Genomic DNA, 15,459 nt, shown 5'->3' with positions numbered 1-15,459 from the left:
GTAAAGTAGTGTCCTCTGGCTAAACGAACTCTAGGATGGGTTTGTTGCATCCCTATGGTCAATGACGGACACCCTGCTGCGAGTGCTCAGCAATGCTGACCTAGACTGGATGATTGCCCACGGCGAACATCAGCCGCTGGCAGTGGGCCAGAGCGTGCTGTACCCCCACCGGGTGCCCGATCGCATGTCTCTTGTGATTGACGGCAGCCTGGGCGAAAGTACTGCCGCCCAGGGCGCAGTGGATGAGGCGGTGCTGGTCGACGAACTGGGTCAGGGAGAACTGGTCGGCTTTAGCCCGCTGCTCAATGCCCCCAACCTGACGGCGGTCAAGGCGCTGAAATCGACGCTGCTGCTGTCGCTGACCATCGCCCAGGTGCAGGCCAAGCTGGCGGAGGATGTGGCCTTTGCGGCCCATCTTTACCACGCGATCGCGCTACAGCTGGCCGACCGACTGCGCCGTATTTTGGAGCATCCCGACCGGGTGCGGTTTGGGGACGAACGCTCGAGCGGCGACGTACTGACGGTATTTGGCGAGCTGCGCGACAGCGATATCGACTGGCTCACCTCCTTCGGCCAAATTAAGACCATTCCGGCGGGGCGAGTGCTGCAGCAGGCGGGGCGTCCGGTCGAGTCGCTGACCATTTTGCTAGACGGGCAGCTGGCGATGTCTGCCCCGCAAGACACCTTTAACCCCCTGGCCCTGTGCTTTTTGGGGCTGGAGAACAGCACGCGCGACCAGTCGGCCTTTGCCACCCTCTCCCAGGGCAGCATGCCGGGGATTATCTCGTTTTTAGACTTTCGGCCCCTGCCCGTGACGGTGCGATCGCTGGGTGAAGCCCTTGTATTTGCCGTACCCCGCCCTACCCTGGCCACCAAACTGCAGGTAGACGACAGCTTTGCCTCCCGCTTTTACCGAGTCGTCGCTATGCAAATTATGGAGCAGCTGCAGACTGTCGGCATGCGACTGATGGAGCCCGGCGCTGGTGCCGACCTGGACGACGAACTCGACCTGGACGACCTGAACCAGGTTTCGGAGGGGGCCAAAAAGTTTAGCTGGATGCTGGCGCAATTGGGGGTCAACGGTCATGGCTGAGCGCCAAACCCTGTTCCGCCAGGAGTCGCTAGAGCGGCTGTCGTCGCCCGAGCGGCTAGACGAGCTGATGAAGCTGGTCACCCTCAAGACCTGGCTGCCCCTGGGCACCCTGGCCGTGCTGCTGGGCCTGGGCCTGGGGTGGAGTATTTTGGGGCGCATCCCCGTCACCACCTATGGCCGGGGGCTGCTGGTGCAGGCCGACAATTCGCCCCAGCTGGTGGCCCTGCTGATTTTCGACAACCGCTACCGGGGGCAGCTGCGGGCCGGGATGGAGGTGGTGCTGATGCCCGAAACGCTGGTGCCCTACAGTGAGCCGGGGGTGCTGGCCGAGGTGGTCGAGGTGGTTGAGCCCAACCCCCTCACCCTGACCCAGGCGCGCCGGGGCGAAGACCCCTACGCGGGCGGGCTGGAGGTCTTGGCCCACCTGGCCCCCATGGTGCAGGCAATGCCGCCCAATACCATTGTGCCGGGGGTAGCGATCGAGGGCCGCGTTACCCTGGCCCAAAAGCCGCCAATTGTTTTTGTGCTGCCGTTTTTGGATCGGTAATGGTTTTTCTGATTCCTTCAGCTCAGCCCCGGCCTAAACGGGTCAAAACCCCTACCGTGCTGCAAATGGAGGCAGTGGAATGCGGCGCAGCGGCCCTGGGCAAGGTGCTGGGCTACCACGGCAAAATTGTGCCCCTGGCCGAGCTGCGTCAGGCCTGCGGCGTCTCGCGGGATGGGGTGACGGCAGCCAGTGTGCTCAAGGCGGCCCGCAGCTACGGCATGACGGCCAAGGGCTTTAAAAAGAGCCTGGAGCGGGCGCTAGAGCTAGAGCCACCCTTCATCGTGTTCTGGCACTTTAACCATTTTTTGGTGGTGGAGGGCCGCGACGCCCGCTGGGTTTATCTCAATGACCCGGCGACTGGCCCTCGCCGCGTTACCCTGGCCGAGTTTGACGAGGGCTATACCGGCATTGCCCTCACCTTTGCTCCAGGGCCAGAGTTTGAGCGGGGCGGCACTCGGCCCAGTTTGACGCGATCGCTCTGGCAGCGCCTCCACCGCTCCTGGGGCATTTTGCTGCTGGCGCTGATCGCTGGCCTATTTCTGGTGCTGCCCGCCCTGGTGCTGCCCGCCCTGAGCCGCATTTTTGTCGATTCGGTCTTGCTGGAAGGACGGGTTGAGTGGCTGCCCTACCTGCTGGTGGGCCTGCTGCTAACGGCGGCGGTGCAGGGCTGGCTGACGGCGCTGCAGCTCAGGTACCTGCGATCGCTGCAAATCAAACTTGCCGTGGGCACCACCAGCCGCTTTGTCTGGCATGTGCTGCGGCTGCCCGTGGGCTTTTATGCTCAGCGCTTTGCCGGGGAAATCGCCAGCCGCATTCGCCTCAACGACGAGGTCGCGACCGTGCTCTCGGGGCGGCTCACCAGCACCTTGATCAGCCTGGTGCTGGTGCTGTTCTACGCTCTGGCGATGGCCCAGTACGACCTGCTGCTGACCGCGATCGCCGTGGGTTTTGCCGCCATCAACGTCGCCACGCTGCAGTGGATCGCCCGCCAGCGAGTCGATGCCAATTTGCGCTTCTCCCAGGAGACGGGCAAGGCCGCAGGAGTCGCGATCGCCGGGCTACAAACCATCGAAACCCTCAAAGCCTCCGGCCTAGAATCCGACTTTTTTGCCCGCTGGGCCGGGTACTACGCCAAATCGATCAATGCTCAGCAAGACCTCGGCCTCACCAACCAAACCCTCGGCCTGCTGCCCGGCTTGCTCTCGGCCCTCTCCAGCCTCGCCCTGCTCGTCGTAGGCGGCTGGCGCGTCATCAACGGCGACCTCACCATCGGCATGCTGGTTGCCTTCCAGCTCCTCATGGTCAGCTTCCAGCGCCCGGTCAACAACCTGGTCCGCTTCGCCAGCACCCTGCAAACCCTCCAGGGGAACTTGACTCGGCTGGATGATGTGTTGGGAAACACTGTGGATCAGCAGCTCTTAAATGATGAGGCCATGAGGGGATGGGGAGATGGGGAAGTAAGGCAGAAGAATGATGAGGCAATGAGGGGATGGGGAGAGGGGGAAGACAGTAGTTCAAAATTTCTCCTCAGGAGACGCTACGCGAACAAAATTCAAAATTCGCTCCCCTCACCCTCCTCATCCCCCTCCCCCTCCCCATCCCTTCACCCACGCACCCACAACGCACCCACCTATCGCCTCACCGGCACCATTACCCTCCACAATCTCGCCTTCGGCTACCATCCCCTCGAACCACCGCTGATTGAAGGGCTAAACCTGACTATTCAGCCTGGCCAGCGGGTGGCCCTGGTGGGGGGCAGCGGCTCGGGCAAATCGACGGTGGCCAAGGTGATTGCCGGGCTGTACGAGCCGCGAGCTGGAGAAATCCGCTTCGACGGTCTGGCCCGCACCCAGATTTCTCGGGCGGTGCTGACCAATTCCATTGCCGTGGTGGAGCAGGATATTTTGATTTTCGAAGGCTCGATTCGCGACAACCTCACCCTGTGGGATACCACCATTCCCGAGGTCGATCTGCACCGCGCCGCCCAGGATGCCGCCATTGAGGAAGCCATTTTGGCCCTGCCCTATGGCTACGGTGCCTCGCTGCTCGAAGGCGCGGCCAACCTCAGCGGCGGCCAGCGCCAGCGGCTCGAAATTGCCCGCGCCCTGGTCGGCAACCCGTCCATTCTGATTTTGGATGAGGCCACCAGCGCCCTGGATACCGAAACCGAGCAGGCGATTGACCAAAATCTGCGGCGGCGGGGCTGCACCTGCGTTATTGTGGCCCACCGCCTCAGCACCATCCGCGACTGCGACGAAATTTTGGTGCTGGAGCGCGGCAGGGTGGTCCAGCGCGGCACCCACGAAAGCCTCTGGGCCGAGGGCGGGCTGTACCGCCAGCTGATTCAGAGCGAAGGGGGATGAGGTGGCTGCGTTAACGGTTTTGTGACGGCGGTGGATGGTTCTCGCCTCATGCTAACCATTCAGCATTGTCTTCAAATGGTCTCAGGGATGTCTCAGACGGAGTTTTTATAGTAGCGCCAACGTCTTATTTCATCTGAGGTTGTGATGCAATTAAAGCGATTTCTATTATTAGGTTTCTCCGTTGCTTTGATAGCGGCTTGTGGAGTGAGTCAATCGGAGGTGGCTGAGGGTGACTCAACGGCTGAGCCTGCGATCGCTGCCTCTCAAGAAAGCACCAGTACTTCAGAGCCAGAATCATCAACCCGTGCAGCTGAGTCAAGTGTTATTAAGTCGGGCAGTTTTGTTTCTGGGGAACATGAAACCTCTGGCGGAGCCCAAATTATTGATGACGGTGATCAGTTTATTTTGGAGCTAGATGAAACCTTTCAAACCTCCTCAATGGGGCCTGATTTAGTCGTGGTTCTGCATCGCTCAGAGGATGTCATTGGCTCAACCGAACCACCAGCGTTTCCGCTCCAAGAGGGCGACTATGTCTTTTTGGCGGAGCTTGAGTCCTTCAGCGGTGCCCAGCGCTATGCCATTCCTGCGGATGTCAATTTAGATGACTATCAATCGGCGGTTATTTGGTGCCGCCGCTTCAACGCCACCTTCGGTGCGGCGACGCTCCGATAGTGGAGGAGGTGGGGCACTGCGGCGCAACGTTCTGACCCAATATTGGCGCATTGGGTAGTGCGACCTTGATGCGGGGGGCCTTAAGCGATTTGATTACGAACATGCTCATCCACCCATCCACTCATTCACCCATCCACCCATTCCCCCATCCACTCATCCCCCCATCCCCCCACCCACTTCTCATCCCCCCATCTCCTCCATCCCGCCCCATGCTCCCCGCCACCCTTCATCCTCCCCGCACCATCACCGCCAACCAGCCGCTGCTGCTCACCGACTCGACCCAGTTTTGGCGGGTCAATACAGGGCGAGTAGGGGTCTTTGCGGTGCCGATGACCAGCGGTCAACCCAGCGGTGAGCGGCGCTTTTTATTTACCGTGGAGGCCGGGGAAGCTCTGTTTGAGGCCGACGTTTGCCCCCACACCGGCCTGGGCCTAATGGCCGTCGCCGTCGAACCGACTGAAATCGCGCCCCTGCCCCTCAGCGAAACCGACGATACCAACTGCTCCACTCCCCTGCTCAAAGATCTGGTTGATCCCTGGATTCATCACTGGGGTACCATCAATGGCTTTCCTAAAACCGCCCAGACTGGCCAGGTGCCCGAAATTCACTACATTTCGCTCACCCGTGGCCAGGTCTGCCGACCCGACCGGCAGGTGCTGTGGATTCGTATGCAGCAGGGTACCGCCACCTGGATGGGCAACCCCGCCTTTCCCATCACAGCTCAGCTGGGCTGCTTTCCCCTCGGTCAGGGCACCTACATGCAGGCTCAGGACCACATCGAGTTTTTTGCCCGCCCCACCGCCGAGGTCAAGACTCGCAAAGTCTTAATTCGGGGCCTGGCGCAGCTGCACCGCTACTGCTTTAGCACCCTGGAGCAGATTGATGCTCGCCACCAGCGGCTGGGGTTGAAGCGGTTTCAGCAGCGGCAGCAGCTTAACCAAACGGTGACCCAAAACGTGGTTCACAGCCTGGCCGGGGTTCTAGACGGCGATGCAATTGACACCACTGAATCACCCCTGCTGGCCGCCGCCGGGGCCGCCGCCAGAGCCCTGGGAGTCACCATTCACCCCCCCGCGACCTCAGAGCAAACGGGTCGCCTCAAAGAGCCACTGGATGCGATCGCCCGCGCTTCCCAACTTCGCCTCCGCCGAGTCTTGCTGCGCGGCCAGTGGTGGGCCCAGGACAGCGGCCCTCTGGTCGCCTACACTCGCCAGGACCGCATCCCTGTCGCCCTGCTCCCCCTACCCGGCAGCCGCTACCAGCTCTATGCCCCCACCGGCCTGCCCACCGGCCTGCTCTCCCCCACCCCCTCACTCCCTCACCCCCCCATCTCCCCATCCCTCCACATCCCCCTCACCCCCGCCCTAGCCCACCACCTCGACCCCATCGCCTTCGTCTTCTACCGCCCCCTCCCCCCAGGAGAACTCAGCGCCCTGTCGCTGCTGCGCTTTGCCTTTCGTGGCCAGGAGCGCGACTGGCTGCTGATTGGCCTGACGGGCATTGCCGCCACGCTGATTGGCATGGTGGTGCCTCAGGCTACGGCGGTGCTGGTGGATACGGTGGTGCCCTACGGCGATCGCGCCCTGCTCTGGCAAATTGGGCTGGGCCTGCTGGCGGCGGCCTTTGGGGCAGCGAGCTTTCAGCTAGCCCAGGCGATCGCCACTCTGCGGGTCGAAACCGGGGCCGACGCCCACCTACAGGCTGCCGTGTGGGATCGCCTGCTGACGCTAAAGACCAGCTTTTTTCGGCAGTACCCCACGGGCGACCTGGCCTCGCGGGTGTCGAGCATCAGTGCCATTCGCCGCAAGCTCAGCGGCTCGGCGTTGCAGGGGCTGTTTGCCGGAGTCTTCTCGCTGCTGAATCTGGGCCTGCTAATTTACTACAGCCCGACGCTGGCGGCAGTAGCAGTGGTGGTCGGCCTGGTGGTGATGGCCGTTACGGTGGCCTCGGGCCTGGTGCTGGTGCGGCGCTACCGACCGCTGCTCGAGATTCAGGGGCAGCTCTACGGGCTGGTGGTGCAGCTGATCAACGGCATCGCTAAGCTGCGGATGGCTGGGGCCGAAGAGCGCGCCTTTGCCGCCTGGGGTCAGCGCTACGGCCAGCAGCTGCGCCTCACCCTCAGCACCCAGCAGCTAGAGGATGGGGTGGCGGTGTTCAACACCATGCTGCCGGTGCTGACCACGGTGATTCTGTTTTGGCTGAGCAGTCAGATGTTGGGCAGCGAAGAGGCGGGCCTTTCCACCGGCACGTTTCTGGCCTTTTCGGTGGCCTTTGGCACCTTTATCGCCGGGGCTACCAGCCTCAGCGATACCCTGGTCGATCTGCTGGATATTGTGCCGCTGTGGCAGCGGGCCAGCCCTATCTTGCTGGCCGAGCCTGAGGTAACCCTAACCAAGGCCGATCCGGGGCAGTTGAGCGGGGCGCTGTCGGTCGATCGCGTCACCTTTCGCTACAGCGGCGAGGGGCCGGTCATTCTGGATAACGTTAGCTTTGCGGCCCAGCCGGGGGAGTTTATTGCCCTGGTGGGGCCGTCGGGCTCAGGCAAATCGACCGCCATGCGCCTGCTGCTGGGGTTCGACCAGCCTCAGTCGGGGGCTGTTTACTACGATGGGCAGGCCCTGGCGGGGCTGGATGTGGTGGCGGTGCGCCGTCAGTGCGGGGTGGTGCTGCAAACCAGCCGCCTCAGCGCCGGGTCTATTTTTGAGAATTTGGCCGGGGGGGCACTAATTTCCCTCGACGATGCCTGGGCCGCCGCCGAACAGGCCGGGCTGGCTGCCGACCTGCGGGCTATGCCGATGCAGATGCACACGGTGGTCAGCGAAGGGGGCAGTAACCTGTCGGGGGGGCAGCGCCAGCGCCTGCTGATCGCCCGTGCCCTGGCGGTAAAGCCCAAAATCATGCTGATGGACGAGGCCACCAGCGCCCTGGATAACCGCACCCAGGCGATCGTCACCGACAGCTTGAACCAGCTCAAGGTGACGCGGGTGGTGATTGCCCACCGCCTCAGCACCATTCGCCACGCCGATCGCATTTACGTACTGGAAGCGGGTCGTCTGGTGCAGCAGGGCAGCTTTGAGGAACTGGCGGGGCAGCCCGGACTGTTTAGCCAGCTGATTAAACGCCAAATGACCTGAATGCGATGTGGAATACTAGCCTGCTCAGCGCCCTACAGCGTGTGCGCAACTCTTTCAGCCCTGGCCTGACCCAGCCCGTGACCACCGCCCAAAAGCCAACCGTAGATCTGGCCCAGGCCAACCAGGTCTTGCAGGCATCCCTCAGCAAGCTGGCCAGTGAGCCCGACTTGAAGAACTTTTTAGGCCACCTGCTGATGGTGTGCACCGATCGCTTTATGGCCGCCGAGGCGGGGCTCTGGCGCTACGAAAACGGGCTATTTCGCCTGACTGTATCCTACGAAGACGGTGAGATTAAGCATGAGGGGGCGATCGCCCATCCCGGCGCAACGAGCGCGATCGCTCGCAAAATTCGCAACCAGGACGTGCTGACTCGGCTCCGCAAGCGGGAAATCATCAGCGACTATCCCGAAGACTTTGCCACCCAGCCCGTGTACGAACACTTCCGCGACTACTTTCAGCGGCGGGGCATTCAGGCGGCGCTCAAAATTCCGCTGTTTTTGGGCGACGATCTGCGGGGCATTTTGGTGATGCGGTTTCAGTATCGCCGGGTATTTATGCCGGAAGAAGCCGAGCTGGCCTTTGCCCTGGGCAACCAGGCGGTGCTGGCCCTGGAGCTTACCCGCCTGGCCGCGGTTGCTCAGTCGGCGGCCATCACGGAAGAGCGCAACCGCATGGCCCGCGACCTTCACGACACCCTGGCCCAGCTTTTTACCAGCATTTTGATGCGCCTGCAGGCGGCCTCACTGGCGCTCGCCGAGCCCGGTGGCTCCCTGGCCGACGCTCAGGCCAATATTGAGCGAGCCTGTGACCTGGCCCGCGAAGGGCTGAGCGATACCCGGCGATCGGTGCAGGCCCTGCGACCCCCCGCCCTGATGAATCGCACCCTGGCCGAAGCCCTGGCCGACTACCTGCAGCGCATGACTGAGGGCACCGCCGTCACGCCCCAGTTTCGCGTCACGGGCGAACCCTTTGACCTACCCGAAGAAACGGAGCTAGAGCTGTTTCGCATTGCCCAGGAGGCGGTAAACAACAGCTGCAAGCACGCCCAGGCCCGCACCCTGTCGGTGCAGCTCACCTACCAACCCACGGCCCTGCGCCTGCTGGTGGGGGATGACGGCATTGGCTTTACCCTGACGCCGTCTACGGCCCTAAAGGGGTTTGGCCTGATTAGCATGCAGCAGCGCGCCGAGCGGATTGGCGGCTACTTGACGATTTGCAGTGACCACAACCAGGGCACTCAAACTTGCATTTTATTGACTTTCAACGGAGGGCAAACCCGTGGTGATGCCGTCTGAAAACCCAGGCCAAGGCCAGCGATCGCAGTCCCCCATTCGCCTGCTAATCGCCGACGACCACCCTGCCCTGCGAGAGGGGCTATCGGCTCTGCTAGAGCGCCAGGCCGACCTGCAAGTGGTGGCGATGGCCGCCGATGGTCAGGCCGCCGTGGCCCAAATGCGCACCCACCAGCCCGATGTCATCCTGATGGATCTGCGGATGCCTTGCCTGGAGGGGGCTGACGCCGTAGCCGCTATCTGCGGCGAATGGCCCGAGGCCCGCATTATTATTCTCACCACCTACGACGGTGACGAAGACATCTATCGCGCCCTGCGGGCCGGGGCCAAGGGCTATTTGCTCAAGGATGCGCCCTGCGAGGAGCTGTTTACGGCCATTCGTGAGGTGCACAGCGGGCAGAAGTACATCATGTCGCAGGTGGCCCAAAAGCTGACCGATCGCTTTCAAAGCTCAGAACTGACCGATCGCGAGCTAGAGGTGCTGCAGCTGCTGGTGCAGGGCAACACCAATCGCGACATCAGCGAGGCCCTCTGCGTGGCCGAGGGTACGGTGAAGTTTCACATTCGCAACATTTTAGATAAGCTCGGCGCGGGCGATCGCACCCAGGCGGTTACCATTGCCCTCAAGCGCGGGTTGGCCCGGCTGTAGCACCCCAGGGGCTAGCCAACCGCTGTCTCCCTGCGGAAGGATGGCGAAGCCGGGGTATTTGCCTAGGCTAGAGTCACTGCATAGGAAAAATGGCATGGAAGACTCTAGGGGTGTGCGTAGGCGAATCTTCATTCTCAGCGGCTCGATTCTGGCTGGGTTGATCGCGATCGCCGCTGTGCTCATTTTTCAGAGCACAAGCCCGTCGGTTGCCAGCCAAGAGCCAGAGCAGCCCGTTCAGCTCGAACAGGCAGCCGATCAGGCGGCTGATCTCTCCGAGGATGTCTACAGTGGTTTAGACACCACCAAAAAGATTATCGGCAAAACCGAGGCCCGCAACCAGGCGATCGAGACGGGCCGAGACGCCGCCAGCCAAAAACTTGAGGAACTCAGCGATCGCGCCCAGCAGGCCAAGACCCACGGCGAAGACGTGCTCTCTGCAACCGACAAGCGTGTTCTCAAGCACATTTCAGAGTAATTAGCCAGAGTGACTGGCGTTCAGCAGTACTAAAACAGTAAAACTCGCCAATGACGCTAGCCAAAAGGTCAGGATTGATCCTGGCCTTTTGGCTAGTTTTGTCGCTACCCCCAGAGCTAGCCGCAATCTTAGTCTTATGAGGCGCGACAGTAGAAGAGCTACCCCATACAGTTACGGATAACTTCTTGCCGTAGCTTAATTCGGTGGCCCTATGAATCTTAACCCATTGTTAACCAGCGCGATCGCCCCTCAGGGGCGTTTCTTACCCATCGCCTCGCTGCTGATTGCGAGCTTGCTCTCAACAGCGGCAATCTCTTCCGCCAGCGCCCAAGACATGTCCAGCCCCACCGGGCTAACCGCCGCCCAGCAAGTAGCCTTTGTGCAAGAGCACAGGGGTCAGTTTGGCGGCGGCGACCAGCTGCGTCGCTTCTTTTTTGGCGATTTAGAACCGATATCGGTGCAGCCCGGTGGGGCCGGCATGGTGGTGAATCTCTACAACAAAGCTACCGATACCACCTTTGCCTACTGCGCCACGTTCGATGTCGTCGTGGCCGTGGGCACAGGGCGGGTGATGGCCTTTCCTGACGGCGACGTGCGCTAGCGCGAACCCTTGCAGCGATGCTCTAGCGACTGGCTAGGCTTAGTTTCAGCGATCGATTAGGGTGCGTAACGCCAAGACAAGGCAAAGTCACCCATAGCAATGCCCCGCGCAGAGATTACGCCAGAAGTAGCCACCAGCCCAAGTTCTAATGTTGACAGGAAACCGCTATGTCTCCCTACTCCAACCAGCCCCAGTCTGCGCCGATCGCCCCCCCGCTATGGTCGTCAACCGGCGTGCCTCCACTGGGATCATCTTCCTTAGGGCCACCGCTGGGGCCACCGCTAAGGCCAGAACTACGTCGCCCCTCTAACGCACCGCCCATCGCCCACAGCCAGCAGTATCTGCTCTACCTAGCAGAAATTGGCGAAAACACCGCTGGACTGGTGCACGATATGCGCGGCCCCCTCACGGTCATCATCAACGGTCTGCGGCTGTGCCACCGTATGCCTTTACCCCAGATTGCCCGGCAGCGGCTCGCCCTGGCCCTCGACGAGGCCGAACGGCTGAACCGCATTGTCAACGACGTGATTACCTTTGCCCGCAGCGCCCGCCCCACCGACTTCCAGTGGCAGGCCCTAGACCCTCTGCCGTCTCCAGATCAATCCAGTCAAACCAACAGTCAACCCGCTGATACCCGCCCCCCGCGTTCTAAATAGCGCCTTTGACTGGCACTGGTAAACGGGCACCGCTGTGGCCTATCTGTGCCGCTCTTCAGCCCGCCCCCTCAGGCCAGTTCGCTAGGCCAGTTCGCTATGATAGCGTCAACGTCTTTTCCCCTTGTTATGCGTGCCGACGAAGCCCTGGCCCTGCTGGATCAACTGCTGCCGGGCTACACCTTCAGCAATCTGCAAGAAACCGTCTTTAGCCAGGTGTGGGAGGGCAAAACCTACGCAGAAATCGCCGAAAGCTGCGGCTACGACCACAGCTACATCCGCGATGTAGGGTTTCGGCTGTGGCAGAGCCTGTCAGACTCGCTCCATCAAAAGGTCTCTAAAAGCAACATCCGAGCTGTTGTAGAACGCTACGCCCGCCACCAGTCGGTGCCCCCGGCCATGGTCAGTCTGCCAGAATCCAGCCCCCCTGCCCCTAGCCCCGGTTTGCCAGATTGGGAACTGCCGAATGGGCCAGTCCCCCTAGCGTCTCAGCTCTACATCGAGCGTCCCCCGATTGAAACCCAGACGATGGCCGCCCTGCTCAAACCGGGCAGCCTGATTCGGCTAAAAGCCCCCCGCCAGATGGGCAAAACCTCTCTGCTGCGACGGCTGGTCGTCCACGGCCAGGGGCACCAAATGCGCTGCGTTACCCTCAGCCTGCACCGGGCCGATCGCCAGACCTTTGCCGATTTCGATCGGTTCCTGCGCTGGTTTTGCGCCAACGTTAGCCATCAGCTGGGCCTAGAGGCTGACTTAGAGCGGTACTGGAACCGCGAAATTGGCAGCAAGGTGAGCTGCACTGCCTACCTCGAAGACGTTGTTTTGGCCCAGGTCAAGACACCCCTAGCGATCGCGCTCGACGAAGTGAACGAGCTGTTTCAATACCCTGAGCTGGCGTCAGAATTTTTGCCGCTGCTGCGATCGTGGTACGAAGAAGCCCGCGAGAGCGAGCCCTGGAGCCGCATTCGCTGGATACTGGCCCACGCGACGGAGGTGTATGCGCCCCTGCAGCTGCACCAGTCGCCTTTCAATGTCGGTCTGGCCATTCGGCTGCCCGCCTTTACCCTGGAGCAGGTGCAGGATCTGGCCCACCGTCACCGCCTGACCTGGGCCGAAGGCCCTGACGGGGCCGAAAAACTGCTGTCGCTGCTGCGGGTCGTGAGCAGCCGACCGGGGCTGGTGCGGCTGGCCCTCTATGCCCTGGCCCAGGGCAACACCGGCCTTGAGCAACTGCTGGAAGAAGCCCCCACCCAGGCGGGCATCTACGGCGATCATCTGCGAGAGCTGCTGGCGGCGCTGTACCCTCACCCCGATCTGCAAATCGCCTTTCGCTGGGTCATTGAATCGGCTGAGCCCGTAGCGCTAGAGCCGATTACCGCCTACCGTCTAGAAAACCTCGGTCTGATCAGCCTGCACAAAAACCTGGCTACCCCAAGCTGCGAACTCTACCGCCAGTACTTTCTGGCCTTTCTGCCGCTGCCGTCGAGTACGGTCTATGGTTGAGTACCGGGTGGGGGGTAGCCTCGCCGCCAACGACCCCACCTACATTGAGCGCGAGGCCGATCGCACCCTCTACCAGGCGCTGGCTCAGGGAGCGCTATGCTACGTGCTAGCTTCACGGCAGATGGGCAAGTCGAGTCTGCGGCTGCGCACTCGCCAGCGGCTAGAGCGCGAGGGCATGGGGCGCTGTGCCACGATCGACATGACCCGCATTGGCAGCCAGCACATTACCCCTGAGCAGTGGTACCTGGGTCTGGCCTTCGACCTGCGGCGCAAGTTTGGCCTGACGGATGGGGGCGATTTACCCACCTGGTGGCAGCAGCTGGGGCCGCTGCCGCCTGTGCAAAAGCTCAGCTACTGGATTGAAAGCGTGCTGCTGGTGGCCGAGCCCGACCAGCCGCTGTTCATTTTTTTGGATGAAGTTGACGGCGTTAAGGGGCTGAGCTTTGCGGCGGGAGATTTTTTTGGGCTGGTGCGCTTTTGCTACGACCAGCGGGCCGAGAACCCGGCTTACCGCCGCCTCAACTGGGCCTTGTTTGGGGTAGCTACCCCCCGCGACCTGGTGGCCGACAGTCAGCAAACGCCCTTCAATATTGGTAAAGCCATTGCCCTGGCGGGCTTTACTCTGGGTGAAGCGGCAGGGCTGGCGGCGGGGCTGACAGGACTGGCCGCCAGCCCCGATCGCGTACTGGCGGCGGTGCTGGACTGGACTGGCGGCCAGCCCTTTTTGACCCAAAAGCTCTGCGGGTTAATTCAAATCGCCTTTCAAAATCAGACAATCGCGGCTGGCACCGAAGCCAGAGCGGTAGAACAGCTGGTGCGATCGCGCCTAATTCACCACTGGGAAGCCCAGGATGACCCCGAACACCTGCGCACCATTCGCGATCGCCTGCTGGCCGACAACCTGCGATTGGGTCGGCTGCTCAGCCTGCACCAGCGCATACTGATGCAGGGCAGCCTTGCCGCCGACGGCAGCCCAGAGCAGGCCGAACTAAAGCTCTCTGGTATTGCGATCGCGCGCAACGGCGGCCTGCGGGTTGCCAACCCCATCTACGCCGAAATCTTTAACCACGATTGGGTCAACCAGTGCCTGGCGCAGCAGCGCCCCTACGCCGTCATGCTGCAGGCCTGGGTGGCCTCCAACTTTCAAGATGGCTCACGGCTGCTGATGGGTCAGGCGCTGCAAGATGCCCTACAGTGGGCGGCCCACAAAAGCCTCAGCGACCTCGACTACCGCTACCTCTCCGCCAGCCAGGAGTGGGATGCCAACCTGATCCGCCTGGAGCTAGCGGCCAAAAATAAAGCCAACCAGATGCTGATCGAGGCCCACCGCCAGGCCAACCAAATCATCCGGCTCAGCTATCTCAGCCTGGGTGCCTGCCTGGCGATTTCCCTGGTTGCCCTGCTGATCGGCCTGCTCTAACCTCAAAACTGAGAAACGCCTAAGAAACAAGCACCAGCTGGCTAAGAACTCCCAGATCTTAGTCTTAACCGCGATTCAGGGGCTTATCAGCTCTATTCAGGATGATGAGAGCAGTCCAGTCAGCCCTCCTCCTAACCCTCACCATGCACCAGCGGCGATTGACAATCTATGGCGCGATCGCTGCTGCTGCCCCACTCCTGGTCCTGGCCAACACCCTGCTCAATTCGGGCCGCGCCCCCGCTCCCGTGGTGCCCCTGCAACCCCTGCTCGAAAAACCACCCCGGCTGTATCCCGCCTCACAAAGTTTAGCGACGGCCTACCGGGCCTGGAGAATGAATCCCTACGCCCGCATTGTGACCCATAGCAATCAGCTTTTTCTAGAGTTTTATGTCCCCTTTAACCTGCTAGAGCAGGGGCCAGATTTAAGCCTAGTTCTCATAACTGACGCCAATCCAGTGAACCCGTCTGCACGAAGCCCAGCAGCTCTATTTTTGGGAAAGATGCAGGTGAGGGCAGGCAAGCACCGCTATCCGATCACCGTTCCTGTTTCTGCCTCCATGTCAGCAGACGAAACTCTGCGACAGTATCGGTTGGTCGTCGTTTGGTGTGCTGAACTTAACGCTACGGTAGCCTATGCTCAGCTAAACTTTGAAGCTTTAGCAGCACAATAGATTCAAACTACAGGAGTAAAATTCGCTTCACCTGACGTCATCAGTACTTGACCATTGGTTTGTTTGGCAACCCTACAGGAGTAGTTCAAGCCAACGGTGCCATCTCCGCCTGCCGTTACTACTAAATCACCCGGATTTTTTAGAGCGATCGCCCAATTGTCGTTTTTGGTCGACTGGTAATTGACCTCATAGCCAGACCGCTCCATCCACGATAGAAGTATTGCTTTGGACGGTTGATTATCATCACCTGATTTAGAATTATAGCGGTTCTCATTCGGATGAGGTACAGTAACAGTCATTTGTGAACCAGCTGCGAATATCCTTTAAAGTGACTTGAGAATAAGCAGATTCAATCGCTTCTTGTAGGACTTGATGAGTCCGTGCGC

Annotated in this window: 14 protein-coding genes; 13 read left to right on the top strand and 1 reads right to left on the bottom strand. The window is 61.1% G+C overall.

The window, feature by feature from the left end; all coding sequences use genetic code 11:
- Positions 1-61: 61 nt before the first annotated feature.
- The 13 genes from ACQ4N7_RS27195 to ACQ4N7_RS27135 all read left to right on the top strand — a co-directional run bounded on the left by ACQ4N7_RS27195 (position 62) and on the right by ACQ4N7_RS27135 (position 15,073).
- Entirely contained in the window at positions 62-1,093 is a 1,032-nt protein-coding gene (locus ACQ4N7_RS27195; RefSeq protein WP_430714575.1) for a hypothetical protein, read from the top strand.
- The gene (locus ACQ4N7_RS27190) at positions 1,086-1,640 is read left to right on the top strand and encodes a hypothetical protein (RefSeq protein WP_430714574.1); all 555 of its coding nucleotides are present in this window, start codon (positions 1,086-1,088) and stop codon (positions 1,638-1,640) included. Before ACQ4N7_RS27195 ends, ACQ4N7_RS27190 begins: the two co-directional genes overlap by 8 nt.
- Positions 1,640-4,003 (top strand): NHLP family bacteriocin export ABC transporter peptidase/permease/ATPase subunit, encoded by a 2,364-nt coding sequence (locus ACQ4N7_RS27185; protein ID WP_430714573.1) that lies wholly within the window; start codon positions 1,640-1,642, stop codon positions 4,001-4,003. The genes ACQ4N7_RS27190 and ACQ4N7_RS27185 overlap by 1 nt, the downstream gene beginning before the upstream one ends.
- Before the next feature lie 204 nt (positions 4,004-4,207).
- Entirely contained in the window at positions 4,208-4,675 is a 468-nt protein-coding gene (locus ACQ4N7_RS27180) for a DM13 domain-containing protein (protein ID WP_430714572.1), read from the top strand.
- Positions 4,676-4,884: 209 nt separating this feature from the next.
- Positions 4,885-7,809, top strand: coding sequence for an NHLP bacteriocin export ABC transporter permease/ATPase subunit (locus ACQ4N7_RS27175; protein ID WP_430714571.1), 2,925 nt, complete (start codon positions 4,885-4,887; stop codon positions 7,807-7,809).
- A gap of 5 nt (positions 7,810-7,814) precedes the next feature.
- Complete coding sequence (locus ACQ4N7_RS27170) at positions 7,815-9,104, top strand: GAF domain-containing sensor histidine kinase (protein ID WP_430714570.1); 1,290 nt, start codon at positions 7,815-7,817, stop codon at positions 9,102-9,104.
- Positions 9,094-9,750: a response regulator gene (locus ACQ4N7_RS27165; RefSeq protein ID WP_430714583.1), complete on the top strand. Its 657-nt coding sequence runs from the start codon at positions 9,094-9,096 to the stop codon at positions 9,748-9,750. Before ACQ4N7_RS27170 ends, ACQ4N7_RS27165 begins: the two co-directional genes overlap by 11 nt.
- Positions 9,751-9,844: 94 nt before the next feature.
- Positions 9,845-10,225: a hypothetical protein gene (locus ACQ4N7_RS27160; RefSeq protein WP_430714569.1), complete on the top strand. Its 381-nt coding sequence runs from the start codon at positions 9,845-9,847 to the stop codon at positions 10,223-10,225.
- Positions 10,226-10,436: 211 nt separating this feature from the next.
- Positions 10,437-10,826 (top strand): hypothetical protein, encoded by a 390-nt coding sequence (locus ACQ4N7_RS27155; RefSeq protein ID WP_430714568.1) that lies wholly within the window; start codon positions 10,437-10,439, stop codon positions 10,824-10,826.
- Between the two features lie 167 nt (positions 10,827-10,993).
- The gene (locus ACQ4N7_RS27150) at positions 10,994-11,482 is read left to right on the top strand and encodes a histidine kinase dimerization/phospho-acceptor domain-containing protein (RefSeq protein WP_430714567.1); all 489 of its coding nucleotides are present in this window, start codon (positions 10,994-10,996) and stop codon (positions 11,480-11,482) included.
- A 126-nt stretch (positions 11,483-11,608) separates the two neighbouring features.
- Positions 11,609-12,982 carry an AAA-like domain-containing protein gene (locus ACQ4N7_RS27145; protein ID WP_430714566.1) on the top strand — a complete coding sequence of 458 codons (1,374 nt, stop codon included), beginning with the start codon at positions 11,609-11,611 and terminating at the stop codon, positions 12,980-12,982.
- Positions 12,975-14,402, top strand: a complete 1,428-nt coding sequence (locus tag ACQ4N7_RS27140) for an AAA-like domain-containing protein (RefSeq protein WP_430714565.1) — start codon at positions 12,975-12,977, stop codon at positions 14,400-14,402. The genes ACQ4N7_RS27145 and ACQ4N7_RS27140 overlap by 8 nt, the downstream gene beginning before the upstream one ends.
- Positions 14,403-14,506: 104 nt before the next feature.
- Positions 14,507-15,073, top strand: coding sequence for a DM13 domain-containing protein (locus tag ACQ4N7_RS27135; protein ID WP_430714564.1), 567 nt, complete (start codon positions 14,507-14,509; stop codon positions 15,071-15,073).
- A gap of 2 nt (positions 15,074-15,075) precedes the next feature.
- Here ACQ4N7_RS27135 and ACQ4N7_RS27130 read toward each other — a convergent pair whose 3' ends face one another.
- A complete protein-coding gene (locus ACQ4N7_RS27130) occupies positions 15,076-15,372 on the bottom strand; it encodes a hypothetical protein (RefSeq protein WP_430714563.1) in 297 nt (98 codons plus the stop codon).
- Positions 15,373-15,459: the final 87 nt, after the last annotated feature.

It is taken from the genome of Nodosilinea sp. AN01ver1 (assembly GCF_050565655.1).
Taxonomy (GTDB): Bacteria; Cyanobacteriota; Cyanobacteriia; order Phormidesmidales; family Phormidesmidaceae; genus Nodosilinea.
The sequence above is the reverse complement of the archived record's forward strand: the minus strand, read 5'-3'. Positions and strand labels throughout refer to the sequence as shown.

Coding starts and splice junctions, on each gene's coding strand:
- ACQ4N7_RS27195 (WP_430714575.1), top strand. CDS start 62: ATGACGGACACCCTGCTGCGAGTGCTCAGCAATGCTGACCTAGACTGG.
- ACQ4N7_RS27190 (WP_430714574.1), top strand. CDS start 1,086: ATGGCTGAGCGCCAAACCCTGTTCCGCCAGGAGTCGCTAGAGCGGCTG.
- ACQ4N7_RS27185 (WP_430714573.1), top strand. CDS start 1,640: ATGGTTTTTCTGATTCCTTCAGCTCAGCCCCGGCCTAAACGGGTCAAA.
- ACQ4N7_RS27175 (WP_430714571.1), top strand. CDS start 4,885: ATGCTCCCCGCCACCCTTCATCCTCCCCGCACCATCACCGCCAACCAG.
- ACQ4N7_RS27170 (WP_430714570.1), top strand. CDS start 7,815: ATGTGGAATACTAGCCTGCTCAGCGCCCTACAGCGTGTGCGCAACTCT.
- ACQ4N7_RS27165 (WP_430714583.1), top strand. CDS start 9,094: ATGCCGTCTGAAAACCCAGGCCAAGGCCAGCGATCGCAGTCCCCCATT.
- ACQ4N7_RS27160 (WP_430714569.1), top strand. CDS start 9,845: ATGGAAGACTCTAGGGGTGTGCGTAGGCGAATCTTCATTCTCAGCGGC.
- ACQ4N7_RS27155 (WP_430714568.1), top strand. CDS start 10,437: ATGAATCTTAACCCATTGTTAACCAGCGCGATCGCCCCTCAGGGGCGT.
- ACQ4N7_RS27150 (WP_430714567.1), top strand. CDS start 10,994: ATGTCTCCCTACTCCAACCAGCCCCAGTCTGCGCCGATCGCCCCCCCG.
- ACQ4N7_RS27145 (WP_430714566.1), top strand. CDS start 11,609: ATGCGTGCCGACGAAGCCCTGGCCCTGCTGGATCAACTGCTGCCGGGC.
- ACQ4N7_RS27140 (WP_430714565.1), top strand. CDS start 12,975: ATGGTTGAGTACCGGGTGGGGGGTAGCCTCGCCGCCAACGACCCCACC.
- ACQ4N7_RS27135 (WP_430714564.1), top strand. CDS start 14,507: ATGAGAGCAGTCCAGTCAGCCCTCCTCCTAACCCTCACCATGCACCAG.
- ACQ4N7_RS27130 (WP_430714563.1), bottom strand. CDS start 15,372: ATGACTGTTACTGTACCTCATCCGAATGAGAACCGCTATAATTCTAAA.